The sequence below is a fragment of the Neisseria sp. HMSC055H02 genome (genome assembly GCF_001813335.1).
GTDB classification, from domain to species: domain Bacteria; phylum Pseudomonadota; class Gammaproteobacteria; order Burkholderiales; family Neisseriaceae; genus Neisseria; species Neisseria sicca_C.
On record NZ_KV812070.1, the window covers coordinates 19,863 to 41,627 of the forward strand.

At 53.3% G+C, this 21,765-nt stretch carries 25 protein-coding genes, 1 tRNA gene and 2 pseudogenes; 16 read left to right on the top strand and 12 right to left on the bottom strand.

Features of this window, described 5'->3' with window-relative positions; all coding sequences use genetic code 11:
- Positions 1 to 94: 94 nt before the first annotated feature.
- From HMPREF2907_RS02165 to HMPREF2907_RS02175, 3 genes are read left to right on the top strand one after another with little or no spacing between them, the layout of a single operon-like run.
- Positions 95 to 322, top strand: a complete 228-nt coding sequence (locus tag HMPREF2907_RS02165; protein ID WP_029609485.1) for an exodeoxyribonuclease VII small subunit — start codon at positions 95 to 97, stop codon at positions 320 to 322.
- A complete protein-coding gene (locus HMPREF2907_RS02170; protein WP_070636052.1) occupies positions 306 to 1,202 on the top strand; it encodes a polyprenyl synthetase family protein in 897 nt (298 codons plus the stop codon). Before HMPREF2907_RS02165 ends, HMPREF2907_RS02170 begins: the two co-directional genes overlap by 17 nt.
- 36 nt (positions 1,203 to 1,238) lie before the next feature.
- Complete coding sequence (locus tag HMPREF2907_RS02175; RefSeq protein ID WP_070679606.1) at positions 1,239 to 1,655, top strand: nuclear transport factor 2 family protein; 417 nt, start codon at positions 1,239 to 1,241, stop codon at positions 1,653 to 1,655.
- Positions 1,656 to 1,730: 75 nt separating this feature from the next.
- Here the strand turns inward: HMPREF2907_RS02175 and HMPREF2907_RS02180 are convergent, their stop codons facing one another.
- Positions 1,731 to 2,909, bottom strand: coding sequence for a phosphoglycerate kinase (locus HMPREF2907_RS02180; protein ID WP_070679558.1), 1,179 nt, complete (start codon positions 2,907 to 2,909; stop codon positions 1,731 to 1,733).
- Positions 2,910 to 3,131: 222 nt separating this feature from the next.
- Between HMPREF2907_RS02180 and mnmE the strand changes: the two genes are divergently transcribed.
- Together mnmE and ruvA are read left to right on the top strand one after the other, a co-directional pair.
- Positions 3,132 to 4,496 (top strand): tRNA uridine-5-carboxymethylaminomethyl(34) synthesis GTPase MnmE, encoded by a 1,365-nt coding sequence (mnmE, locus tag HMPREF2907_RS02185; protein WP_070679562.1) that lies wholly within the window; start codon positions 3,132 to 3,134, stop codon positions 4,494 to 4,496.
- Positions 4,497 to 4,687: 191 nt separating this feature from the next.
- Positions 4,688 to 5,272, top strand: coding sequence for a Holliday junction branch migration protein RuvA (gene ruvA, locus HMPREF2907_RS02190; RefSeq protein WP_045074972.1), 585 nt, complete (start codon positions 4,688 to 4,690; stop codon positions 5,270 to 5,272).
- Positions 5,273 to 5,659: 387 nt separating this feature from the next.
- On the opposite strand, the gene HMPREF2907_RS02195 is transcribed toward ruvA, so the two are convergent.
- Positions 5,660 to 5,971: a hypothetical protein gene (locus HMPREF2907_RS02195; protein ID WP_141754391.1), complete on the bottom strand. Its 312-nt coding sequence runs from the start codon at positions 5,969 to 5,971 to the stop codon at positions 5,660 to 5,662.
- Positions 5,972 to 6,200: 229 nt separating this feature from the next.
- Between HMPREF2907_RS02195 and HMPREF2907_RS02200 the strand changes: the two genes are divergently transcribed.
- Positions 6,201 to 6,971, top strand: a complete 771-nt coding sequence (locus HMPREF2907_RS02200) for a ParA family protein (RefSeq protein ID WP_070679565.1) — start codon at positions 6,201 to 6,203, stop codon at positions 6,969 to 6,971.
- On the opposite strand, the pseudogene HMPREF2907_RS13660 reads toward HMPREF2907_RS02200, so the two are convergent.
- The 6 genes and pseudogenes from HMPREF2907_RS13660 to HMPREF2907_RS02225 form a co-directional block, all read right to left on the bottom strand.
- A pseudogene (locus HMPREF2907_RS13660) lies at positions 6,873 to 7,159 on the bottom strand (hypothetical protein); the annotation flags it as partial. The gene HMPREF2907_RS02200 and the pseudogene HMPREF2907_RS13660 sit on opposite strands and share 99 nt — an antisense overlap.
- A 77-nt stretch (positions 7,160 to 7,236) precedes the next feature.
- On the bottom strand, positions 7,237 to 8,016 hold the full coding sequence (gene map / locus HMPREF2907_RS02205; RefSeq protein WP_070679568.1) for a type I methionyl aminopeptidase: 780 nt from the start codon (positions 8,014 to 8,016) through the stop codon (positions 7,237 to 7,239).
- 109 nt (positions 8,017 to 8,125) lie between these two features.
- The gene (locus tag HMPREF2907_RS02210) at positions 8,126 to 8,740 is read right to left on the bottom strand and encodes a hypothetical protein (RefSeq protein ID WP_039405960.1); all 615 of its coding nucleotides are present in this window, start codon (positions 8,738 to 8,740) and stop codon (positions 8,126 to 8,128) included.
- A 69-nt stretch (positions 8,741 to 8,809) separates the two neighbouring features.
- On the bottom strand, positions 8,810 to 9,421 hold the full coding sequence (locus HMPREF2907_RS02215) for a BON domain-containing protein (RefSeq protein WP_070679571.1): 612 nt from the start codon (positions 9,419 to 9,421) through the stop codon (positions 8,810 to 8,812).
- A 72-nt stretch (positions 9,422 to 9,493) separates the two neighbouring features.
- On the bottom strand, positions 9,494 to 10,087 hold the full coding sequence (locus tag HMPREF2907_RS02220) for a phosphoheptose isomerase (protein ID WP_070679574.1): 594 nt from the start codon (positions 10,085 to 10,087) through the stop codon (positions 9,494 to 9,496).
- 4 nt (positions 10,088 to 10,091) lie between these two features.
- Positions 10,092 to 10,439, bottom strand: a complete 348-nt coding sequence (locus HMPREF2907_RS02225) for a YraN family protein (RefSeq protein WP_016686825.1) — start codon at positions 10,437 to 10,439, stop codon at positions 10,092 to 10,094.
- A gap of 55 nt (positions 10,440 to 10,494) precedes the next feature.
- Between HMPREF2907_RS02225 and rsmI the strand changes: the two genes are divergently transcribed.
- The 9 genes from rsmI (at position 10,495) to HMPREF2907_RS02270 (ending at position 18,870) form a co-directional block, all read left to right on the top strand.
- Positions 10,495 to 11,382 carry a 16S rRNA (cytidine(1402)-2'-O)-methyltransferase gene (rsmI, locus tag HMPREF2907_RS02230; RefSeq protein ID WP_070679577.1) on the top strand — a complete coding sequence of 296 codons (888 nt, stop codon included), beginning with the start codon at positions 10,495 to 10,497 and terminating at the stop codon, positions 11,380 to 11,382.
- A 68-nt stretch (positions 11,383 to 11,450) separates the two neighbouring features.
- A complete protein-coding gene (locus HMPREF2907_RS02235) occupies positions 11,451 to 11,822 on the top strand; it encodes a DUF488 domain-containing protein (protein ID WP_045072774.1) in 372 nt (123 codons plus the stop codon).
- A 96-nt stretch (positions 11,823 to 11,918) separates the two neighbouring features.
- Positions 11,919 to 12,698 carry an exodeoxyribonuclease III gene (locus HMPREF2907_RS02240; RefSeq protein WP_045072775.1) on the top strand — a complete coding sequence of 260 codons (780 nt, stop codon included), beginning with the start codon at positions 11,919 to 11,921 and terminating at the stop codon, positions 12,696 to 12,698.
- Positions 12,685 to 13,029, top strand: coding sequence for a hypothetical protein (locus HMPREF2907_RS02245; protein WP_070679582.1), 345 nt, complete (start codon positions 12,685 to 12,687; stop codon positions 13,027 to 13,029). Before HMPREF2907_RS02240 ends, HMPREF2907_RS02245 begins: the two co-directional genes overlap by 14 nt.
- A gap of 10 nt (positions 13,030 to 13,039) precedes the next feature.
- The gene (locus HMPREF2907_RS02250) at positions 13,040 to 13,570 is read left to right on the top strand and encodes an alpha/beta hydrolase (protein ID WP_070679585.1); all 531 of its coding nucleotides are present in this window, start codon (positions 13,040 to 13,042) and stop codon (positions 13,568 to 13,570) included.
- Positions 13,571 to 13,828: 258 nt separating this feature from the next.
- A complete protein-coding gene (zupT, locus tag HMPREF2907_RS02255; RefSeq protein ID WP_070679588.1) occupies positions 13,829 to 14,638 on the top strand; it encodes a zinc transporter ZupT in 810 nt (269 codons plus the stop codon).
- A gap of 73 nt (positions 14,639 to 14,711) precedes the next feature.
- Complete coding sequence (locus tag HMPREF2907_RS02260; protein WP_234396310.1) at positions 14,712 to 15,206, top strand: hypothetical protein; 495 nt, start codon at positions 14,712 to 14,714, stop codon at positions 15,204 to 15,206.
- A 403-nt stretch (positions 15,207 to 15,609) separates the two neighbouring features.
- Entirely contained in the window at positions 15,610 to 15,903 is a 294-nt protein-coding gene (locus HMPREF2907_RS02265; RefSeq protein WP_003744960.1) for a helix-turn-helix domain-containing protein, read from the top strand.
- 135 nt (positions 15,904 to 16,038) lie between these two features.
- Positions 16,039 to 18,870 carry a valine--tRNA ligase gene (locus HMPREF2907_RS02270; protein ID WP_070679594.1) on the top strand — a complete coding sequence of 944 codons (2,832 nt, stop codon included), beginning with the start codon at positions 16,039 to 16,041 and terminating at the stop codon, positions 18,868 to 18,870.
- Between the two features lie 559 nt (positions 18,871 to 19,429).
- Here HMPREF2907_RS02270 and trpC read toward each other — a convergent pair.
- Together trpC and HMPREF2907_RS02285 are read right to left on the bottom strand one after the other, a co-directional pair.
- Positions 19,430 to 20,212, bottom strand: a complete 783-nt coding sequence (gene trpC / locus HMPREF2907_RS02280) for an indole-3-glycerol phosphate synthase TrpC (protein ID WP_070679597.1) — start codon at positions 20,210 to 20,212, stop codon at positions 19,430 to 19,432.
- A gap of 125 nt (positions 20,213 to 20,337) precedes the next feature.
- Entirely contained in the window at positions 20,338 to 20,772 is a 435-nt protein-coding gene (locus HMPREF2907_RS02285) for an Ag473 family lipoprotein (RefSeq protein ID WP_070679600.1), read from the bottom strand.
- A gap of 187 nt (positions 20,773 to 20,959) precedes the next feature.
- On the opposite strand from HMPREF2907_RS02285, the gene HMPREF2907_RS02290 reads away from it, so the two are divergent.
- A tRNA-Lys gene (locus HMPREF2907_RS02290) sits at positions 20,960 to 21,035 on the top strand.
- Positions 21,036 to 21,172: 137 nt separating this feature from the next.
- On the opposite strand, the pseudogene HMPREF2907_RS02295 reads toward HMPREF2907_RS02290, so the two are convergent.
- Both HMPREF2907_RS02295 and HMPREF2907_RS13665 read right to left on the bottom strand, forming a co-directional pair.
- Positions 21,173 to 21,547, bottom strand: a pseudogene (locus HMPREF2907_RS02295) (contact-dependent growth inhibition system immunity protein); the annotation flags it as partial.
- Entirely contained in the window at positions 21,507 to 21,698 is a 192-nt protein-coding gene (locus HMPREF2907_RS13665) for an endonuclease toxin domain-containing protein (RefSeq protein WP_472679048.1), read from the bottom strand. The pseudogene HMPREF2907_RS02295 and the gene HMPREF2907_RS13665, both read right to left, overlap by 41 nt.
- Between the last annotated feature and the right edge of the window lie 67 nt (positions 21,699 to 21,765).

Genomic DNA, 21,765 nt, shown 5'->3' on the forward strand with positions numbered 1-21,765 from the left:
TTGGAAATCAGGTTTTCAGACGACCTTTTTCCGTTCCCGTCCAAGAAGCAGCCCATAAAATGCTACAATACCGCTTTGATTTTTTGCCCGCATCATCATGAAAAAAGCCCCAAAATCCTTTGAAGAAGCCCTCGCCCGCCTCGAAACCCTGACCCAGTCCATGCAAAGCAGCGAAATGCCGCTGGAAGACGCTCTGGCAGCCTATCAGGAAGGCAACGAGCTTGTCAGATACTGCCAAACCAAGCTGGCGGAAGTCGAACAAAAGCTGCAAGTATTGGACGCGGGCGAACTGAAGGAGCTGAACCTTGAACCCGGCGAATGAATTGAAAGCATGGCAGCAAAAAGCCCAAGCGCAGACCGAATTGCTGCTGGAGCGTTTCCTGCCGTCTGAAAACCAAGTGCCGCACACGCTGCACGAAGCCATGCGTTACGTTACCCTCGGCGGCGGCAAACGGCTGCGCCCGCTCTTGGTGCTCGCCGCGTCCGAATTGGGCGATGCCGACCAAAACGCCGTCGAACAAGCCATGGCGGCGATCGAAATGGTACACGTCTATTCCTTGGTTCACGACGACATGCCCGCCATGGACAACGACAGCCTGCGGCGCGGCAAACCGACCTGCCATGTGAAATATGACGAAGCCACCGCCCTCTTAGTCGGCGACGCGCTGCAAACCCAAGCCTTCGACGTATTGAGCCGTCCGACCGGACTGCCCGCCGAACGCCAAATCGCCATGTTGTCCACGCTCGCCAAAGCATCCGGCAGCCTCGGTATGGCGGGCGGACAAGCCATCGACCTTGCCAACGTCGGCAAAGCCATGAATCAGGCGCAGTTGGAACAGATGCACAGCCTCAAAACCGGCGCCCTCATCCGCGCCGCCGTCGTATTGGGCGCGCTTGCCTGCCCCGATTTGGATTCAGACGACGTCCGCACCTTAGACAACTACGCCGCCAAACTCGGCTTGGCGTTCCAAGTCATCGACGACGTGTTGGATTGCGAAGCCGACACCGCCACCTTGGGCAAAACCGCCGGCAAAGACAGCGACAACGACAAACCGACCTACGTCAAACTGATGGGTCTGCAAGCCGCCCGCGCCTACGCCGAAACCCTGACCGCCGAAGCCGCCGCCCTGCTCGAACCCTTCGGCGCAAAAGCCCTGCATTTGCGGCTCTTGGCGGAATTTGTTACTGCGCGGAAAAATTAGGGCTCCGGTAAACAACCTGACCGAAAAATGACTGCCATGAACGATTTCGAACGCATTTACAACGACTGGCACGAGTTTGCCAAAAACCGCGACACCGCCCGACTGATCAGCCTGTATGACGACAACGCCGTTTTCGAAAGCCCGCTCGTTCCCCTTATCATGCAGCGGCAAAGCGGCATTTTGCGCGGCAAAGCCGACATCCTGGCTTTTTTAGAAGAAGGAACGCGCCGCCGACCGAATGAATTGGTACGCTGGTATCGAAACGGCACGCATTTCACGATGGGGGACACGCTGGTTTGGGAATACCCGCGCGAAACGCCCGACGGCGATCAAGTGGATATTTTGGAACTCATGCAGATTGCCGGTGGAAAAATCGTTCATCACCGCATTTACTGGGGCTGGTTCGGCACGCAGATGCTAATTCGTTCGGCACTGAACCGTGTGGCGGAATAATCCGCGAAAAGAAGAAGAGGTCGTCTGAAAACCTATTTTATGTTTTCAGACGACCTCTTCTTTACGTCAAACCGCTTACGCGCCGCGTTTTTCCAAAGCAGCTACGGCGGGCAGCTCTTTGCCTTCCAAGAATTCGAGGAACGCGCCGCCGCCGGTGGAGATGTAACCGATTTGGTCGGTAACGCCGAATTTGGCAATCGCCGCCAGCGTGTCGCCGCCGCCCGCAATCGAGAAGGCTTTGCTTTGGGCGATGGCTTCGGCAAGTGCTTTCGTGCCGCCTGCGAACTGGTCAAACTCAAACACGCCGACCGGACCGTTCCACACCACCGTGCCTGCAGCTTTGAGCAACTCGGCAAGTGCGGCGGCAGATTTCGGACCGATGTCCAAAATCATATCGTCTTCGGCAACGTCGGCAATGTCTTTGACGACCGCTTCGGCATCGGCGGCAAAGGCTTTGGCAACGACGACATCGGTCGGCAGCGGCACGGAGCCGCCTTTTGCCGCCATTTTCGCCATGATTTTTTTGGATTCTTCCACCAAATCGTGTTCCGCCAGCGATTTGCCGATGGCTTTGCCTTCCGCCAACAGGAAGGTGTTGGCGATGCCGCCGCCGACGATGAGTTGGTCGACTTTGTCCGCCAGCGATTCGAGGATGGTCAGCTTGGTGGACACTTTACTGCCTGCGACAATTGCCACCATCGGGCGCGCGGGCTGTTTCAGGGCTTTGCCCAAAGCGTCGAGTTCGCCCGCCATCAATACGCCGGCACAGGCAACGGGCGCGGCTTGAGCGACGGCTTCGGTCGAGGCTTGGGCGCGGTGGGCGGTGCCGAACGCGTCATTGACGAACACGTCGCACAAGGCGGCATAGGCTTTGCCCAGTTCCAAATCGTTTTTCTTCTCGCCTTTGTTGATGCGCACGTTTTGCAGCATGACGACATCGCCCGCGTTCAGGGCGGGTTTGTTTTCACGCCAGTCGTTCAATACTTTCACGTCTTTGCCCAACAGGCCGCCCAAGTGCGTGGCAACGGGTGCAACGTCGTCTTCAAGATGGAACTCGCCTTCGGTCGGACGGCCCAAATGGGTCATCACGATAACGGATGCGCCGTTGTCCAAGCAGTATTTGATGGACGCGAGCGAGGCGCGGATACGGGTGTCGTCGCTGATTTTGCCGTCTTTGAACGGCACGTTCATATCGGCGCGGATGAGGACGGTTTTGCCCTGCACGTTTTGTTCGGTCAGTTTCAGAAATGCCATGATGTATCCTTTGTGAAAGTTGGAAACGGAAATGGGAATGTTCTCAATTATCCGCGAACGGGGCGCATCGGTAAAGGCGGGATTTGCCTGCACTTGATTTGCGTCAGCGGCAGCGTCGATATAAGGTCGTCTGAAACTTTAAATCTCCTGTTTTCAGACGACCTTTATCATTGTGAAATCACTATATAATACCGTCCATTAAATTTCCGATACGAGCCAGCCATGTCCGCATCCCAACCCACCATCGCCGCCATCGCCACCGCACCCGGACGCGGCGGCGTCGGCGTGATCCGTCTTTCCGGCAAAAACCTGCTGCCTTTGGCGCAAACCCTCAGCGGCGGCAAAACGCCCAAACCGCGCACCGCGCTTTACACCGACTTTCTCGGCGGCGACGGACAGCCGATAGACAACGGCATCCTGCTCTACTTCTCCGCCCCCGCCAGCTTCACCGGCGAAGATGTGATTGAATTGCAGGGACACGGTGGCCCCGTCGTAATGGACATGCTGCTCTCGCGCTGTCTCGAACTGGGTGCGCGCATGGCGGAGCCGGGCGAATTTACCAAACGCGCCTTCCTCAACAACAAACTCGACCTTGCCCAAGCCGAAAGCGTCGCCGACCTCATCGACGCCTCCAGCAAATCCGCCGCACGCATGGCGTTGCGTTCGCTCAAAGGCGCGTTTTCCCAACACATACACGAGCTGGTGGACGACCTTATTACCCTGCGGATGCTGGTTGAAGCCACGCTGGACTTCCCCGAAGAAGATATCGATTTTCTCGAAGCCGCCGACGCGCGCGGCAAGCTCCAAGCTCTGCAAGGTCGTCTGAAAACCGTCCTCGCCAGCGCGGAACAAGGCGCGATTTTGCGCGAAGGCATGAACGTCGTCCTCGTCGGCGCGCCCAACGTCGGCAAATCCAGCCTGCTCAACGCCTTGGCGGGCGACGACATCGCCATCGTAACCGACATCGCCGGCACCACCCGCGACACCGTGCGCGAACAAATCACCCTCGACGGCGTGCCCGTCCACATCATCGACACCGCCGGACTGCGCGAAACCGACGACGTGGTCGAACAAATCGGCATCGAACGTAGCCGCAAAGCCGTCGCCGAAGCCGATGTCGCCCTGATTCTGATTGACCCGCGCGAAGGCGTGAACGCCAAAACCCAAGCCATTTTGAACAGCCTGCCCGAAGGTTTGAAAAAAATCGAAATCCACAACAAAGCCGACCTGACCGGCGAACCCGTCGCCGTCCGTTCAGACGGCCTCGCGCAAACCGGCGCGGACACCGTCATCAGCCTGTCTGCCAAAACCGGCGCGGGTCTCGACTTGCTCAAACACGCGCTATTGCAGGAAGTCGGCTGGCAGGGCGAAAGCGAAAGCCTGTTCCTCGCCCGCAGCCGCCACCTCAACGCCCTGCACGAAGCCGAAGCCGAGCTGGAAAACGCCGCCCTCTGCGACAACAACCAAATCGAGCTTTTCGCCGAACACCTGCGCCTCGCCCAAAACGCGTGCAGCGAAATCACCGGCGAATTCACCGCCGACGATTTGCTGGGTGTGATTTTCTCGCGCTTCTGCATCGGCAAATAAGATTAAACCTTATCCATACACGAAAGGTCGTCTGAAAACCAAGATTCAGGTTTCAGACGACCTTTGCTGCAACGCAGTTTGGCCGATACGCCCTTGAGAAACTGCTACAATCATGGTCGTCTGAAACCCTGTTGCCAGTCGGCATCTAGGTTTCAGACGACCTTTTTACCCAACTCCCTAACGGAATCCCCATGATCAGCAGACTGACCGGCAGGCTCATCGAGAAAAACCCGCCGCAAATCGTCATCGACGTCAACGGCGTCGGCTACGAAGCCGACGTATCCATGCAGACTTTCTACAACCTGCCCGCCTTGGGCGAAACCGTGCAGCTTTACACCCAGCTTGTCGTCCGTGAAGACGCGCATTTATTGTTCGGTTTTGCGACTGCCGACGAACGGGCGACGTTCCGCCAGTTGGTCAAAGTCAGCGGCATCGGCGCAAAAACCGCGCTGGGCATACTCTCCGCCATGTCCGCCGACGAGCTTGCCCGCGCGGTTGCCGACGAAGACATCAAACGCCTCTCCTCCGCCCCGGGCATCGGCAAAAAGACCGCCGAACGCATGGTTTTGGAACTGCGCGGCAAACTGGTTTCCCATACCGCTGCCGACGGGCTTTTCACCGCCGCGCCTGCCGCCGACGAAACGGACGACATCGTCAACACCCTGATTGCGCTGGGTTACAACGAACGCGAGGCAAAAGCCGCCATCAAAGGCATCCCCAAAGGCACGGAAGTCGGCGAAGGCGTGCGCTTGGCTTTGAAAAACCTGTTGAAATAGGTCGTCTGAAAACTTTGAGATCAGGGTTTTTGGAGAGACCCGTTCACGTTCGTTTTCAGACGACCTTTTATTCAATCAACGCAGGTTTGGGATAACTCAAATTTGTAGCGCGGGCCTTGCCTTCGAAATCCACTATCTGACAACCCGAATCGGGAAACCGTGTCTGTTATTTATCTCTTGGGTAAAACCCACGCTACGGGTGGCTGCAACGGTAACTTATCCCTTCCCCCGCCGGCGGGGGAAGGTTAGGATGGGGGTGGTTTTGTGGGTTTAGGTCAAACAAATTCTTGCAGCGCGTAGATTCACCCTCTCCCCAGCCCTCTCCCGCCGGACGGGTAAGAAGGCAGGTTGCAGGTAAAAAAGAAAACCCTTATTTTTCAAATCGCGTCATTCGTATTTTTCGCAACGGATGGCAGAGTCTTCGCAGAACATCGCCGAAGTTTCCGCATTGCAGGCGGTGCGGACGGCGCGGCGCGCTTCCCATTCGTTTTTCCCCGAAGCCTCAAACAACTTTTGGAACGGCTTGACGCTGCACACATAAATCCGATTCGGGTTGTGCGAACCCGATAAGATAATGCGTTCCAAACTGGCGACGCGGGCTTCCAAAACTTCAATTCTTTCCTCCAATTCGGCAACCGAAGCCGCATTGGCAGCAGGCAAAACAGCGGCAAGCATCAGGGCAAAGAAAGATTTTTTCACGGTATATCTCTAGGGCAGTTAAATAAACGGCATATTGTATAACAAGCCCACTTTAAATCAGCCGGCATACCCCGCCTTGTCTGGATTTAAAGAGAATTTACCGAAACTCAGGCAGAAATGTGACAAAGATGCCTCTCCCCACCGAAGCCCCTTTTCAGACGACCTTATACCCATTTCAAGCAAAAAACGTTAAAATTCCGCCATTAATCCATCCGACAGCAGCAAAAACATGAGCGCACAAATCCTCGCCGTTGCCAACCAAAAAGGCGGCGTCGGCAAAACCACCACCACCGTCAACCTCGCGGCATCGCTCGCCTCCAAAGGCAAACGCGTCCTCGTCATCGACCTCGACCCGCAAGGCAACGCCACCACAGGCAGCGGCATAGACAAAGCCCGCCTCGAAGAAGGCGTGTACCAAGTCGTATTGGGCGATACCGACATCAAAACCGCCGTCGTCCGCAGCGGGGACGGCAGCTACGACGTACTCGGCGCAAACCGCGCGCTTGCCGGTGCCGAAATCGAGCTGGTGCAAGAAATCGCCCGCGAAATCCGCCTCAAAAACGCCCTGCAAACCGTCGAAAACGACTACGACTTCGTCCTCATCGACTGCCCCCCTTCACTGACCCTGCTCACGCTCAACGGACTTGTCGCCGCCAACGGCGTCATCGTCCCCATGTTGTGCGAATACTATGCCCTCGAAGGCATCTCCGACCTCATCGCCACCGTGCGCAAAATCCGTCAGGCAATCAACCCGCGCCTCGACATCACTGGCATCGTCCGCACCCTCTACGACAGCCGCAGCCGCCTCGTCGTCGAAGTCAGCGAACAGCTTTTCCAACATTTCGGCAACCTGATGTTCCAAACCGTCATCCCCCGCAACGTCCGCCTCGCCGAAGCCCCCAGCCACGGCATGCCCGCGCTCGCCTACGACGCCAACGCCAAAGGCACCAAAGCCTATCTCGCCTTGGCGGAAGAACTGTTGGAACGTACCAAAGTTTGAGTTGGCCTGAAAGATAAAGTATGGAAGATATAGTGGATTAACTTTAAACCGGTACGGCGTTGCCTCGCCTTAGCTCAAAGAGAACGATTCTCTAAGGTGCTGAAGCACCAAGTGAATCGGTTCCGTACTATCTGTACTGTCTGCGGCTTCGTCGCCTTGTCCTGATTTAAATTTAATCCACTATAACGCTAAAAGGTCGTCTGAAAACTTGATTTCCAAGTTTTCAGACGACCTTTTAGCTTTGAAAGCGGGATGGTTTGACAGATTAGGGTTTGCCGGTGGCAGGGCTGACGGTCAGGATTTCGTAGCCGGTTTCTGTCACTAAAACTTCATGTTCCCATTGGGCGGAGAGGGAGCGGTCTTTGGTTACAACTGTCCAGCCGTCGTTTAGGATGCGCAGGTGGCGTTTGCCTTGGTTGATCATCGGCTCGATGGTGAAAATCATGCCGGGCTTCAGGACGACGCCTTGTCCTTTTCTGCCGTAGTGCAGGACTTGTGGGGCTTCGTGGAAACCGCGTCCGATGCCGTGGCCGCAAAATTCTTGTACGACGGAGTAGCCTGCGTTTTCGGCAACTTGTTGGCAGGCATAGCCGATGTCGCCCAAGGTCGCGCCGGGTTTGACGGCGGCGATGCCCGCCATCATGGATTCGTGGGTGATGTCGATCAGGCGTTGGGCGATGGAGGAGACTTTGCCGACGGTAAACATGCGGCTGGAGTCGCCGTGGAAGCCGTCTTTTTTGATGGTCAGGTCGATGTTGATGATGTCGCCTTCTTTGAGCGGCTTGTCGTCGGGAATGCCGTGGCAGATGACGTGGTTGACGGAGGTGCAGCAGGATTTGGGGTAGGGCGGGTTGCCGTAGTGCAGAGGGGCGGGATAGCCGCCTTGGACGTTGACGTGGTAGTCGTAAACGAGTTTGTCGATTTCGTTGGTGGTTACGCCGGGCTTGACGAATTGTCCGATGTAGTCGAGGGCTTCGGCGACGAGTTTGCCCAGTTCGCGCATTTTCTCGATTTCTTCGGGGGTTTTGATGATGATTTCGTTCATGTTGTTTCCTTGATGGTTTCAGACGACCTTGTTGCGGCACAAAGGTCGTCTGAAAGGGAAGAGGATGCAGATTACGGATAAGGCGGCCGCAGGCCGGCGGGTTGTCCGGTTAAAACAGATTGTCCATGACATCTTTGGACTGAGGTTTGGGCTGAACCGGTTTAGGTTGAGCGGGTTTAGGCTGAGCCGGCTTGGGAGCGGGTTGCGGTGCGGGTTTGGATTCGCCCTTCGTTTCGTGAACTTCGGTTTTGGCAGGCTGGGCAGGGGCTTGGGCCTGTGGCTGATCCGCAGGGGTACTTTGGGCAGGTTTGGCTTTGGTTTCCGCTGTTTCTGTCTGCGCGGGCGGTATTTGGTCGTGCTGGTCGTTGTTTTTATCTTTATTTTTCTTATTGTCAGGCTGTGCTTTGGCACGACGGTTTTCGGATTGGTTTTGTGGCGGAATAACGGGGTTTTGAGAAGCGGTTTTTTCTTGTTCGTTTGTTTCGTCTTCAGAGCCTACTATGATTTTTTTCGGTTCGACGGTGCCGTTCGGACGCCAAACTTCCACACCTTCGTCTTTGGGCGCGGTTTGGGCGGATTGGGTGTTGCTGGTGTCGGGTTTGGTATTGAGCGTACCGATAACGCCAACAATCAGTGCGCCGACGGCAATGATGGAAATGACGAAAGCGGCGCGGATAAGGTGTTTAGGTTTGAGTTGGAAAGATTCGTTTTGTTTTTTGGACATAGATCGATGTGTGAAAAGGTGGATGGGGACGGGCGGGATGTTGTTCCCGCCCTTTGGATTAGGGCTGCGTTATTCGGGTTGGGTGTAGTTTTGATACAGGGTAACGACTTTTTGTACGCCCACGGTGGTGCTGACGCGGCGGGTTACCTGCTCCTGTTCTTCGGGTGTCAGTACGCCCATGACGTAAGTAACGTTGCCGTAAGTTACGATTTTGACACGAGCCTGTGTGGCGGGTTTGAGGCCCAAAAGGGCGGTGCGGACTTTGGATGTACCCCATGTGTCGTTGGTTATGTCGCCGATGGTGCGTTCTTGGGAGGCAACGGTGATGTAGTTGTACACGCCTTCGACGGCTTGTTCGGCGCGGGCGATTTGTTCGACGAATTGTTTTTCGCCTTCAGTGGCGACTTGTCCGAGCAGCAGCAGTTGGCGGTTGTAGCCGACAACGTTGATTTTGGGGGTGTAACCCTGCGCTTGGTTGTTTTGGCGCAGGTAGGAGCGGGCGGTGGTTTCGACGCGCACTGCCATTACGTTGTCGTCGGTTTGCGCGCCTGTGGTGCGGCGGTCGACGGCGGATTTGGTGCCGACTGCCGCGCCGCCGAGGAGTACGCCGACACAGCCGCTGAGTGTCAGGCTGAGGAGGAGGGCGGTCAGAACGGGTGCGGTATGACGTTTGATGTTCATATTTTTTCCTTGATGATGGGTTCGGCGGATATGTTTCAGACGACCTTTAAAAGAGGTCGTCTGAAAAAAGGCTTACATTCCTTCAAGCAACATGGAGTCGATACAGTCGCACATGGCGTGTATCAGCAGGATATGGTTTTCCTGAATGCGAGCGGTGCGCGGGTAGGGGACGTTGAGCAGTACGTCGGTGTCTTTGAGCATAGCGGCGATTTTGCCGCCGTCGCGGCCAGTCATAGCGATGACGTGCATATCGCGTTCGTGTGCCGCTTTGATGGCTTCGATGACGTTGGCGGAGTTGCCGGAGGTAGAGATGCCGACCAAAACGTCGCCGGCACGTCCGAGCGCGCGCACTTGTTTGCTGAACACATGGTCAAAACCGTAGTCGTTGCCGATGGCGGTCAGCGCGGAAGTGTCCGTCGTCAGCGCGACGGCGGCAAGTTCCATGCGCTCTTTTTCAAAGCGTCCGGTCATTTCGGCGGCGAAGTGCTGCGCGTCGGCAGCCGAACCGCCGTTGCCGCAGGCTAAGATTTTGCCGTCGTTCATCAGGCATTGCAGCATCAATTCGGCTGCTTGAGCGGTCGGCTCGACCAGCACTTTTTCGGCTGCCTGCTTGGCAAGGATGCTTTCGGCGAAATGGGCGGCAACGCGCTCTTGTAAAGTCGTCATATCGTCAACCTGTAATATTCTTTATCCATTCGGGCGGGCGGTTTCCTTCTATCAGTACCGCATCGATACGGCACGCGGTATCCGTCATGCCGTTTTGTTGCAGATAATACTCCGCAGACCGTTGCAGTTTCAATAACTTAGACGGCGAAATACTGTATGCGGCACCGCCGAACCCCTGATTTTTGCGGTATTTTACTTCAACAAACAGAATCATGTTACCGTTTTTGACAATCAAATCGATTTCGCCGTAAGCGCAGTGCCAGTTGCGCGCCACGAGTTTGCAGCCTTGCGAAAGAAGAAACGCCAGCGCGGCATCTTCGCCCGCCACCCCTTGTTTGTGGTTCAGACGCATGGAAGTTTACCCCGTATAATATCGTTATATTGTTTTCAGACGACCTGATAAAGCCATGTTTCAAAAACACCTTCAAAAAGCCGCCGACAGTATTGAAAAACGGACATTATACGTTGTCGCCACGCCCATCGGCAATTTGGCGGATATCACCCTGCGCGCACTCGCCGTCCTGCAAAAAGCCGACATTATCTGCGCCGAAGATACGCGCGTTACCGCACAGCTTCTGAGCGCATACGGCATACAGGGCAAACTCGTCAGCGTGCGCGAGCATAACGAACAGCAAATGGCGGACAAAATCATCAACCATCTTTCAGACGACCTCACTGTCGCACAAGTTTCCGACGCAGGTACGCCCGCCGTCTGCGATCCCGGTGCGAAACTCGCCCGCCGCGTGCGTGAGGCTGGGTTCAAGGTCGTCCCCGTTGTCGGCGCGAGCGCGGTCATAGGGGCATTGAGCGTCGCAGGCGTTACCGAACCCAATTTCTACTTCAACGGTTTCCTACCGCCGAAATCCGGCGAACGGCAGAAGCTGCTTGCCAAATGGGCGCAGGCTGATTTCCCCGTTGTGATGTTTGAAACCCCGCACCGCATCGAAGCCACCCTTGCCGACATGGCGGCCCTCTTCCCCGAACGCAGCCTGACCCTTGCCCGAGAAATCACCAAAACCTTTGAAACCTTCCTCAGCGGCACGGTTACTGAAATTCAGACGACCCTGAAAAACGACGGCAATCAGGTGCGCGGCGAAATGGTGCTCATCCTCCATCCTGCGCCCCGTGAAAAACACGGTACCTTGCCCGATACCGCCCAAAACGTTATGAAAATCCTCGCTGCCGAACTGCCCACCAAGCAGGCCGCCGAACTTGCCGCCAAAATTACCGGCGAAGGCAAAAAAGCCTTGTACGATTTGGCATTGGAATGGAAACGGGTTTCAGACGACGTTTGAAGGTGAAAGGTCGTCTGAAAGGACTCGGTGCCGTTTGATTGAACCCAAGATATAGGAGCAGAAAAACGATGTTTACCGTACAACGCATTTATCGTTACCTCCCCGCAGACGGACAAACCGCCGTCTTTATCGACCGCCTTTATCCGCGCGGGGTGACGAAGGAAAAGTTCGCCTCCGTCCTCTGGCTCAAAGACATTACGCCGAGTGCCGCCCTGCGCCGTTGGTATCATGAAAACCCGGAGCAGAATTTCGACGGCTTCGTTACGCGCTATCACGAAGAATTGCAGGGCGAGGTGCAACAGCGCGCCGTAGCCCGCCTGCTTGAGTTGGAGAAGCAAAACGGCAGGGTATGGCTGCTGACCGCCGTCAAGAATCCGCAGCGTTCCCATGTTTCGGCGTTGGCCCAGTTTTTAGGTGCGGCGTTTGAGTATCGGGAATAGGATGGATTTGTCCGAACCTGTTTTTCAGACGACCTTTGCCGCTATCGGTTACAATCCGTTTTTTCTCCTCAAACCAATATTCCAAAGCACAAAATTATGCTGAAAATCATCTCTGCCAACGTCAATGGCATCCGCTCCGCCTACAAAAAAGGGTTTTACGAATACATCGCCGCATCGGGTGCGGACATTGTCTGCGTGCAGGAACTCAAAGCGCAGGAAGCCGATTTGTCCGACGAAATGAAGAATCCGCACGGGATGCACGGCCATTGGCATTGCGCCGAAAAACGCGGTTACAGCGGCGTAGCGGTGTACAGCAAACGCGCACCTGACCATGTGCAAATCGGTATGGGCATTGAAGAATTCGACAGGGAAGGGCGGTTTGTGCGCTGTGATTTCGGAAAGTTGTCGGTGATTTCGCTTTATCTGCCCAGCGGCACCAGCGCGCCGGAGCGGCAGGAATTGAAATACCGCTTTTTAGACGCGTTCTATCCCATGCTTGAAGCCATGAAGGCGGAGGGGCGCGACATTGTCGTCTGCGGCGACTGGAACATCGCCCACCAAAACATCGACCTGAAAAACTGGAAAGGCAATCAGAAAAACTCAGGCTTCCTGCCTGAAGAGCGCGAATGGATAGGCAAAGTCATCCATACGCTTGGCTGGACGGACATGTGGCGCACGCTCTATCCTGACAATCCGGGCTACACTTGGTGGAGCAACCGCGGACAGGCGTATGCGAAAGATGTCGGGTGGCGCATCGACTATCAGATGGTTACGCCCGAACTCGCCGCCAAAGCGGTGTCCGCGCATGTTTATAAAGATGAGAAATTTTCCGACCATGCGCCTTTGGTCGTGGAGTACGACTATGCTGCCCAATAAAGTTTTCGGCAAATACGATTGGAATGTGAACGGTAAAACCGGCATAGGCGCGGCATGGGTGGTCGCCGCGTTTGTATTGCCTATGCTGGTGTGGACGATATTCATGCTGGCGCGGATGTCCGGCTGGGTTGAAATGACCCGCGCCAATCCGCTTTGGGCGTTGGTGTGGCTGCTGTTTTCGCTGCCCTGCCTCATGATTGCCGCCAAGTGTTTCGGCTGGAAAGGCTGGCGGTTGATTGCCAACATCCTGATCTGCCTCGCCACCTGTGCCATCTTAAGCGTCCCCGCCGCGCTCTTGATTACCTTTACGCTCAACGATTTGCTCAAATAGGTCGTCTGAAATGCGAACTTTCGAACTCGAAGATCTGACGCTTTTCTTGATACGCGACGCGGACGAAGCGGAAATGTGGATAGACCGCTGGGCGGTCAGCTATCCCGTCGTCCAAACCGCTGCCGCTTCCGCCAGCCAAAGCATCGCCCAATGGCAGGCAAATATTCAAACAGCGTTTGAAGGCATCAGCGGCGAACACATCGCCGTCGTCGCCCACGGCGCAGGCGTATCCGCCTTTTTGGCTTGGCTCTACCAAACCGACATCCTGACGCAGAAAAAAATCGTCAACATCATCCTCGTCTCGCCGCGCCCCGAAGCATTCCCCGACGATGAAATACACACCCTCCGGCGCGTCCGTTGCCCCTGCCGCACCGCGCTTGTCATCGCCGAACAAAACGGCACGCCGCGCAACTGGGCGGAAGAACGGGCAAACCTGTGGAACGCCCGCCTCCTCCTGTCGCCACATTCCGGCACACTCAACGGCGCTCTCGGCGGCTGGCAATGGGGCATGAAGCTGATGCAGGAAATGCTCTTGAGTTGAGCAAAACGCTTCACGGATAAAGCAGAAAAGGTCGTCTGAAACCGGAAATCAGGTTTCAGACGACCTTTTTGTTACGTTAAAGTGAAATGAAAAGCCTGTGCCGTCATGCCTGCGCAGCCGCCTTCGCGTCAGCGGGTAGGGAATGACAGTTTCAATATTTTTCCATCTTAATCTTTATTTATGAAAATAATAACTATTCTCTTTTATGGAAATATGTGTTAGCCTGATGGCATTACATTCACTGAAGAACCGATTTTCATGCTTGATATTGCCTTGCCCAACCTTATCACCGCCTTCGGCATCGCCCTTGCCGCCGGATTGTTTACCGTATTGGGCAGCGGGCTGGTGATGTTTTCCAAAACGCCCAACCCGCGCGTATTGTCGTTCGGATTGGCGTTCGCGGGCGGGGCGATGGTGTATGTGTCGCTGACGGAGATTTTCAACAAATCCAGCGAAGCCTTCGGGCAGGTTTACGATAAAGACAAAGCCTTCGCCGCCGCGACGCTGGCTTTTCTGGCAGGCATGGGCTCGATTGCGCTGATTGACCGCCTTGTGCCGAATCCGCATGAAACGCTCGACCCGCACGACCCCGCCTTTCAGGAAAACAAACGCCGCCACATCGCCCGCGTCGGCATGATGGCGGCGTTTGCCATTACCGCACACAACTTTCCTGAAGGTTTGGCAACGTTTTTCGCCACGCTGGAAAACCCCGCGGTCGGGATGCCACTGGCGCTCGCGATTGCGATACACAATATTCCTGAAGGTATTTCCATTGCCGCCCCTGTTTATTTCGCCACGCGCAACCGCAAAAAAACCGTCCTCGCCTGCCTCGCTTCAGGGCTGGCCGAACCGTTGGGCGCGGTTTTGGGCTACACCATGCTCAAGCCGTTTTTATCGCCTCTCGTGTTCGGTGCAGTGTTCGGCGTGATTGCGGGCGTGATGGTGTTTCTTGCGTTGGACGAATTGCTGCCCGCCGCCAAGCGTTATTCCGACGGACACGAAACCGTTTACGGCTTGACGTCCGGCATGGCGGGGATTGCCTTGAGCTTGGTGTTGTTTCATTTCTGATCTGATTCCGCTTCAGGCTGATACCGCAAAGCGATTGTTCTATAATTGCCGTTGTTTTCGATTTTGGAACGGCATGATGTATCTCGAACAGGAAAAACCTTATCGGCCTTTGCTGACGGCATTGATTTTTGCCGCATTGCCGCTGTCGTTATTGATTCATGATGTGTTTGCCATGATAGCGGGTGGCGGCGGATTGCTGTTTAGCCGGCAGGGTGGCGGATGGTCTGTGGCGAAAGGATGGAACGATTCGGCGGTGTGGCTGGTTGCAGGCGTGTTTTTCTTTTTCAATCTGTTGATTGCTGCCGTTTTGGTCAAAGCGGCTTTGAAAAAAATGTTGCGCAGATATGCCCGCCATGCGCTGTTTCTTGCCGGCATGGCAGCTTGTGCGGCTGCCGTCGTTTGCTTGATGCTGGAGGCAGTTTTAGGCAGTACTGCATTGGGAGGGATGCGTAACGGCGGGATATTGTGTTACACGGTGGGCGTGTGGATGATTGCAATGATGACCTTGCCGAAACAGCTGACACGCGCCATCGTCCAGCCGATTACCTTTTATCCGAGAAAACGCTAGGCAGCGTTTTGAGACCGAATAGCTGAAAATACGCATTGGAATACGGCCCTATTGCGTATTTTTTGTGCAAGGCATTATGGTAAATTGATAATTAAGAACGCGATACTCCTGATTAAATTGTTTTTTTTTGTAAAATATTACTTATGCTTAAAATGTATATTTATGATTTGTAAAGAAAAATTCGTTGAAATTATTTAACTTGGAAATATTTTTGCAAATTATCAAGAATCTGACAAAACTTCTTTCGAATATACTGTCTAAACATTCAGTATAGATAGTTTTCTATCGCGCAGCCGATTGTCATTCGTGTAACGATTGGTCTGTGTTGAAAGCTTCCGCATCCCGATACTGAGAAGCAGATTCTTGCTTATCAACAAACAATACAGAAGAAAAAGGAATTTTCATGAAGTCGTTTGAGAAAATTGACAACATCCGCGATATCCGCAAAAAACTCGGTTTGAACCAAATGGACTTTTGGAGCCGTATCGGCGTAACCCAATCCGGTGGTTCACGTTACGAATCCGGCCGCAATATGCCCAAACCTGTACGCGAGCTGCTGCGCTTGGTACACATCGAACGCGTTGACTTGGCAAAAGTAAACCGCGACGATTTGGCGATTGCCTCCCTGCTGAAAAACCGCGACCCTGAGTTGTACGCTTCCTTGAAAAAAGAAGCCAAATCCGACAAAGGCAAATAAGCCCGTTTCGATTTGTTTCAAAAAGGTCGTCTGAAACGATATTCCGTTTCAGACGACCTTTTTGCGCTATAATCCGCCATTATTTTTTAAACAGACGTTTGCCCGCAAACCCTTTTACAGACAGCATTTTTTACCATGTTAGACAAATACAATCCCGCCGAAATCGAATCCAAACACTATCAAAACTGGGAAACCCAAGGTTATTTCCAGCCCGATATGGATTTGACCAAACCGTCTTTTTCCATCCAACTGCCGCCGCCCAACGTAACCGGCACGCTGCACATGGGTCATGCCTTCAACCAAACCATTATGGACGGCCTGACCCGCTACTACCGCATGAAAGGCTGCAACACCGCCTGGATTCCCGGCACCGACCACGCGGGCATCGCCACGCAAATCGTGGTCGAGCGTCAGCTTGCCGCGCAAAACGTGTCCCGTCATGACTTGGGCCGCGAAAAATTCTTAGAAAAAGTGTGGGAATGGAAAGAAGTGTCCGGCGGCACGATTACGCAGCAGATGCGCCGCGTGGGTTGTTCTGCCGACTGGACGCGCGAGTATTTCACGATGGACGACGTGCGCGCCGAAACCGTTACCGAAGTGTTCGTGCGCCTGTATAAGCAAGGCTTGATTTACCGCGGCAAACGCTTGGTGAACTGGGATCCCGTGCTCGGCACGGCGGTATCGGATTTGGAAGTGGAAAGCGTGGAAGAACAAGGCTCTATGTGGCACATCCGCTATCCGCTGGCGGACAATCCCGCCGAAGCCGTTATTGTGGCGACCACCCGTCCCGAAACGCTGCTGGGCGACGTTGCCGTTGCCGTCAATCCCGAAGACGAACGTTACACCCATTTGATTGGCAAAGAATTAATCCTGCCGCTGACCGGCCGCACCATCCCCGTGATTGCCGACGAATACGTTGAAAAAGACTTCGGCACCGGCTGCGTGAAAATCACGCCTGCGCACGACTTCAACGACTACGAAGTCGGCAAACGCCACGACACGCGCTTGGTTAATGTGTTCGACTTGGAAGCCAAAGTGCTGGCAAACGCCGAAGTGTTCAACTTCAAAGGCGAAGCGCAACAAGGCTTTGCCCTGCCTGAAAAATACGCAGGCTTGGACCGCTTTGCCGCACGCAAACAAATGGTTGCCGATTTGCAGGAACAAGGCTTGTTGGTCGAAATCAAAGCGCACACGCTGATGACGCCGAAAGGCGACCGCACAGGCTCGGTGATTGAGCCGATGCTGACCAGCCAATGGTTTGTCGCCATGTCCGCCACGCCAAACGGCGGCGAGCCTGACAGCGAATTCAAAGGCTTGAGCCTCGCCGACAAAGCCAAAAAAGCCGTCGACAGCGGTGCGGTGCGCTTTATCCCTGAAAACTGGGTCAATACCTACAACCAATGGATGAACAACATCCAAGATTGGTGTATCTCGCGCCAACTGTGGTGGGGGCATCAAATCCCTGCATGGTACGACGAAGCAGGCAATGTTTACGTTGCCCGCAATCAGGAAGAAGCCGAAAAACAAGCCGGCAAAACAGGCTTGACCCGCGAAGAAGACGTATTGGATACATGGTTCTCCTCCGCGCTCGTGCCGTTCTCCACGCTCGGCTGGCCGTCTGAAACCGACGAACTCAAAGCCTTCCTGCCGTCCAACGTCTTAGTTACCGGCTACGAAATCATCTTCTTCTGGGTGGCGCGCATGATTATGATGACCACCCACTTCACCGGCAAAGTACCGTTTAAAGACGTGTACATCCACGGCATCGTGCGCGACCACGAAGGCAAAAAAATGTCCAAATCCGAAGGCAACGTCATCGACCCCGTCGATTTGATTGACGGCATCGACTTGGGCAAGCTGCTGGTGAAACGCACGACCGGCCTGCGCAAACCTGAAACCGCGCCGAAAGTGGAAGAAGCCACGAAAAAACTCTTCCCCGAAGGCATCCCCAGCATGGGTGCGGACGCATTGCGCTTCACCATGGCAAGCTACGCCAGCTTGGGGCGCAGCGTAAACTTCGACTTCAAACGCGCCGAAGGCTACCGCAACTTCTGCAACAAAATCTGGAACGCCACCAATTTTGTGCTGATGAACACCGAAAACCAAGACTGCGGCCAAGACGAAACCCAGCCGCTGGCCTACACTTTCGCCGACCAATGGATTATCGGCCGCCTGCAACAAACCGAAGCCGCCGCTGCCGAAGCATTTGAAACCTACCGCTTCGACTTGGCCGCGCAAACGCTGTACGAATTCGTGTGGAACGACTATTGCGACTGGTATATCGAATTGGCCAAAGTGCAAATCCAAACCGGCTGCCCCACCACCCTGCGCACCACGCGCCGCACCTTGGTTCGCGTGCTGGAAGCCGCATTGCGCCTGCTGCACCCGATTATCCCGTTCATCACCGAAGAGCTGTGGCAGGCCGTCGCCCCGCTGGCCAATGCCAAAACCGCCGACAGCATTATGCTGGCAGCCTATCCCAAAGCCGACCCGGAAAAAATCGTGCAGGCTGCTTTTGACCAAATGGCGCAACTGCAAGACCTGATCGGCGCCGTCCGCAACCTGCGTGGCGAAATGGGCATCCAGCCTAATGTCAAAGCCCCGCTGTTTGTCGAAAGCACGGACGACTTGGCGGACTACCTCAAATACCTGCCGATGATGACCCGACTGACCGAAGCACAGCAAGTCGCCGCCCTGCCCGAAAGCGAAGACGCGCCCGTCGCCGTCTGCAACGGCGCACGCCTGATGCTGAAAATCGAAATCGACAAAGCCGCCGAAACCGCCCGTTTGAGCAAAGAAGCCGAAAAGCTGCAAAAAGCCTTGGATAAACTCAACGCCAAACTCTCCAAACCCGGCTACACCGAAAAAGCCCCCGCGCATCTGGTGGAAAAAGACAAAGCCGATTTGGCGGAATTGGAAGATAAGATGGCGAAGGTGCAAAATCAGTTGGCGAAGTTAAAAGACTGATTGTTGGGTGAATAAGAAAAGACCGTTTGAAACTTAAATTTCAGACTGTCTTAATCAATGGGACAATAGAACTATGGCTGATATTACTATGACTGAAATTGCACCTGTATTACTCGTTGTTGCCATTATGGTATTTCATATTCATACATGCTTTACTGAAGCTACCCATCTTAACAGATGGCAACCATGGCTGATTATCTTCCTGATGGTTATTTTCGGCACGTTACCCATCTACTTTGTTAGTCGTACTGCATTGTTTAAATTATGTATTCAACTGCTGTTAATCGCGCTATTTTTTATTATTTGATTGTGCTTTTTCGTAATTGTAGATTGTTCAAGACCCAACGAAACTTTTTTATTTCAAAATGTTGCTGAGTTTTTCAGTTCAGTTTACTTCTTTTGTTTTTGATGCTGCACCTATTGTCAGCCATGTCAAAAAGTAAGCAAGTTGACTATACAATCAGAATTTTGCCCGCTTTTAGATTTGAGGAAAAAAGGTCGTCTGAAAACCAAAATCTGTTTTCAGACGACTTTTTACATGATTCCGCAATATGAAACCTTAAAACAGCTTCCGCACTACCGCTTCAATATCGTCGGCGCGCATAAAAGTTTCGCCGATAAGGAAGGTATGTACGCCGTGGTTGCGCATAAAATCGACATCGGATTTGCTTCGGATGCCGCTTTCAGTAACGACGGTTTTACCTGTCAACGCAGGCAATAAATCCAGAGTCTGCTGTAAAGATACGTCGAATGTCCTCAGGTTGCGGTTGTTTACGCCCCATAAGGGTGTTGTCAGATTTCGGCATTTTCCCAATTCGGAAGCATCATGCAGTTCCAACAATACGCTCATGTCTAATTGATGGGCTACTGCTTCAAAATGTTCTAATTGTTCTTGCTCAAGCGCGGCGGCAATCAGTAAGACGGCATCGGCACCCCATGCACGCGCCTGATAAATCTGATACTCATCAATGATGAAGTCTTTTCGTAAAACGGGAAGCCCGACTGCCGCACGTGCCGCTTTCAAATATTCGGGAGAGCCTTGGAAATATTGTTCGTCAGTCAATACCGACAAGCACGCAGCTCCGGCATTTTCATAAGCGCGGGCAATCTGCACAGGATGGAAATCGGGTCGGATCAGCCCTTTGCTCGGGCTGGCTTTTTTAATTTCAGCAATGACGGCAGGGCGGTTTTGCTCGTGTTTGGTACGGATAGAGTCAAAAAAACCGCGTACGGGTAAGGCGGCATCTGCCTGTTTTTTCATTTCATCCAAAGAGACAGAAGCTTTTTGTGCGGCGACTTCCAGGGCTTTGGTTGCAAGGATTTTATTCAGAATATCGGTCATAACAGATTTCCTGCACGGTAAAGCCGTCATCTTAACACAAGAGGTCGTCTGAAAAATAAAACGAGGTAAACAAAACAAGCCGTACGGAATAATTTCGACAGCTTGTTTATATGCTTTTAAATTAACTACTTATTTGCAGCATCTTTCATTTTGTCTGCTGCTTTGTGGGTTGCATCAGCGGCCTTGTCCAAAGCATTTTTTGCAGCATTTTTTGCATCTTTGGCAGCTTCTTCAACTGCTTTTCCTGTGGATTCGGTTGCATTTGATAAGGCTTTATCTGCATTTTCCTTAGCGTCGGAGACGGCTTTATCTGCGCTTGCCTTAGCATCGGCAGCAGCATCTTTAACATCAGAAACGGCTTTTTCGGCAGCGTCTTTGGCATCGGCAGCCGCATCTTTTGCTTCGGAAACTGCTTTATCAGCCGCATCTTTTGCTTCGGAAGCAGCAGCATTGGCATCAGAAGCTACGGCAGAAGCAGCCTCTTGGGTTTGTTGTTTGGCCTCTTGAGAGCATGCAGCCAAACCAGCCATCATCATCGCAGCAATCAGTAATTTTTTCATGTTTTATCCTTTCTTAATCTGGAAAACGCCTATCCCTTTTCAGGCAGGCGTGGGAATCATAACATAACGGACCAGTAAAATAGGGCAGTTTAAGGGCAAATAACAGGCTGTTTACTTTTATTGAAAAAAAAAATTCAAAAAACTTATTGACGAGCAGGATGGCGGCCAATATAATTCACAGCTTATCGGGTCGTTAGCTCAGTCGGTAGAGCAGCGGACTTTTAATCCGTTGGTCGAGCGTTCGAATCGCTCACGACCCACCACTTTCCCTAAGCCTAAACAGTCGTTTAGGCTTTTTTCTTTACCACCGCTTATCTCGGGGTGTGCCTGTTTTGTGTCGAAACTAAGACCGACACTGTCCAATAAAGCCGCGTGTCCGTGCAAAAGTTCAGGAGCCAGAGCGGCATGCTCTGATTTTCAGACAGCCGTTGTGCAGCCGAATATTTCCGTTCATCATGTTTTTAAATAGTGCACGTCTGGTTTTATAGCCCAAGTTCCCGCATAGGTTGGCAACCCAATCCTCATAACGTGGTTTAAAACTTTCCTGTTTTAAAAAATCAATACGTTCAGCTTTGTTGTCTAACGTCCTGCTGTTCGCCAATGCTTGCAAGACCGTCGTGCCTAAAGTTCCATTGTCGGTATCCAATGGCAGGATATGAGGGGGATATAGGTGGTCTGGAGCATATCGCCCAAATCCTGACCATGTTTGAATAATCAAGGCTCTTTCGTTTGCCTTATAGCCGGCCCAATAATCTTGTTCTTGATTGAAAGTCATTTAATTCGATCTCCGTAATTTTGACTGTAATGTTTCGATTTTTGCCATACTCTACCACACGTTGCAACTGCAATCTTTGCTCCTTATTAGTTTGTGCGGGTATGGCCAGATGGATTACGCGATGTTTGATCATATCGGCCCTTAATGTCATACCGAAAGGCTATGGCGTTCAAAATTTGCCGTCTTAGGAGTAGTTGTGTCTACACCGCTTCGGATAA

What these genes read in the sequence shown, in the direction of transcription:
- HMPREF2907_RS02270 (WP_070679594.1), top strand. Translation starts at nt 16,039, where the DNA reads ATGTTAGACAAATACAATCCCGCCGAAATCGAATCCAAACACTATCAA.
- HMPREF2907_RS02260 (WP_234396310.1), top strand. Translation starts at nt 14,712, where the DNA reads ATGATGTATCTCGAACAGGAAAAACCTTATCGGCCTTTGCTGACGGCA.
- zupT (WP_070679588.1), top strand. Translation starts at nt 13,829, where the DNA reads ATGCTTGATATTGCCTTGCCCAACCTTATCACCGCCTTCGGCATCGCC.
- HMPREF2907_RS02240 (WP_045072775.1), top strand. Translation starts at nt 11,919, where the DNA reads ATGCTGAAAATCATCTCTGCCAACGTCAATGGCATCCGCTCCGCCTAC.
- HMPREF2907_RS02235 (WP_045072774.1), top strand. Translation starts at nt 11,451, where the DNA reads ATGTTTACCGTACAACGCATTTATCGTTACCTCCCCGCAGACGGACAA.
- HMPREF2907_RS02175 (WP_070679606.1), top strand. Translation starts at nt 1,239, where the DNA reads ATGAACGATTTCGAACGCATTTACAACGACTGGCACGAGTTTGCCAAA.
- mnmE (WP_070679562.1), top strand. Translation starts at nt 3,132, where the DNA reads ATGTCCGCATCCCAACCCACCATCGCCGCCATCGCCACCGCACCCGGA.
- HMPREF2907_RS02200 (WP_070679565.1), top strand. Translation starts at nt 6,201, where the DNA reads ATGAGCGCACAAATCCTCGCCGTTGCCAACCAAAAAGGCGGCGTCGGC.
- HMPREF2907_RS02245 (WP_070679582.1), top strand. Translation starts at nt 12,685, where the DNA reads ATGCTGCCCAATAAAGTTTTCGGCAAATACGATTGGAATGTGAACGGT.
- HMPREF2907_RS02250 (WP_070679585.1), top strand. Translation starts at nt 13,040, where the DNA reads ATGCGAACTTTCGAACTCGAAGATCTGACGCTTTTCTTGATACGCGAC.
- rsmI (WP_070679577.1), top strand. Translation starts at nt 10,495, where the DNA reads ATGTTTCAAAAACACCTTCAAAAAGCCGCCGACAGTATTGAAAAACGG.
- HMPREF2907_RS02180 (WP_070679558.1), bottom strand. Translation starts at nt 2,909, where the DNA reads ATGGCATTTCTGAAACTGACCGAACAAAACGTGCAGGGCAAAACCGTC.
- HMPREF2907_RS13665 (WP_472679048.1), bottom strand. Translation starts at nt 21,698, where the DNA reads ATGACATTAAGGGCCGATATGATCAAACATCGCGTAATCCATCTGGCC.
- HMPREF2907_RS02220 (WP_070679574.1), bottom strand. Translation starts at nt 10,087, where the DNA reads ATGACGACTTTACAAGAGCGCGTTGCCGCCCATTTCGCCGAAAGCATC.
- HMPREF2907_RS02285 (WP_070679600.1), bottom strand. Translation starts at nt 20,772, where the DNA reads ATGAAAAAATTACTGATTGCTGCGATGATGATGGCTGGTTTGGCTGCA.
- HMPREF2907_RS02265 (WP_003744960.1), top strand. Translation starts at nt 15,610, where the DNA reads ATGAAGTCGTTTGAGAAAATTGACAACATCCGCGATATCCGCAAAAAA.
- ruvA (WP_045074972.1), top strand. Translation starts at nt 4,688, where the DNA reads ATGATCAGCAGACTGACCGGCAGGCTCATCGAGAAAAACCCGCCGCAA.
- trpC (WP_070679597.1), bottom strand. Translation starts at nt 20,212, where the DNA reads ATGACCGATATTCTGAATAAAATCCTTGCAACCAAAGCCCTGGAAGTC.
- HMPREF2907_RS02225 (WP_016686825.1), bottom strand. Translation starts at nt 10,439, where the DNA reads ATGCGTCTGAACCACAAACAAGGGGTGGCGGGCGAAGATGCCGCGCTG.
- HMPREF2907_RS02210 (WP_039405960.1), bottom strand. Translation starts at nt 8,740, where the DNA reads ATGTCCAAAAAACAAAACGAATCTTTCCAACTCAAACCTAAACACCTT.
- HMPREF2907_RS02215 (WP_070679571.1), bottom strand. Translation starts at nt 9,421, where the DNA reads ATGAACATCAAACGTCATACCGCACCCGTTCTGACCGCCCTCCTCCTC.
- map (WP_070679568.1), bottom strand. Translation starts at nt 8,016, where the DNA reads ATGAACGAAATCATCATCAAAACCCCCGAAGAAATCGAGAAAATGCGC.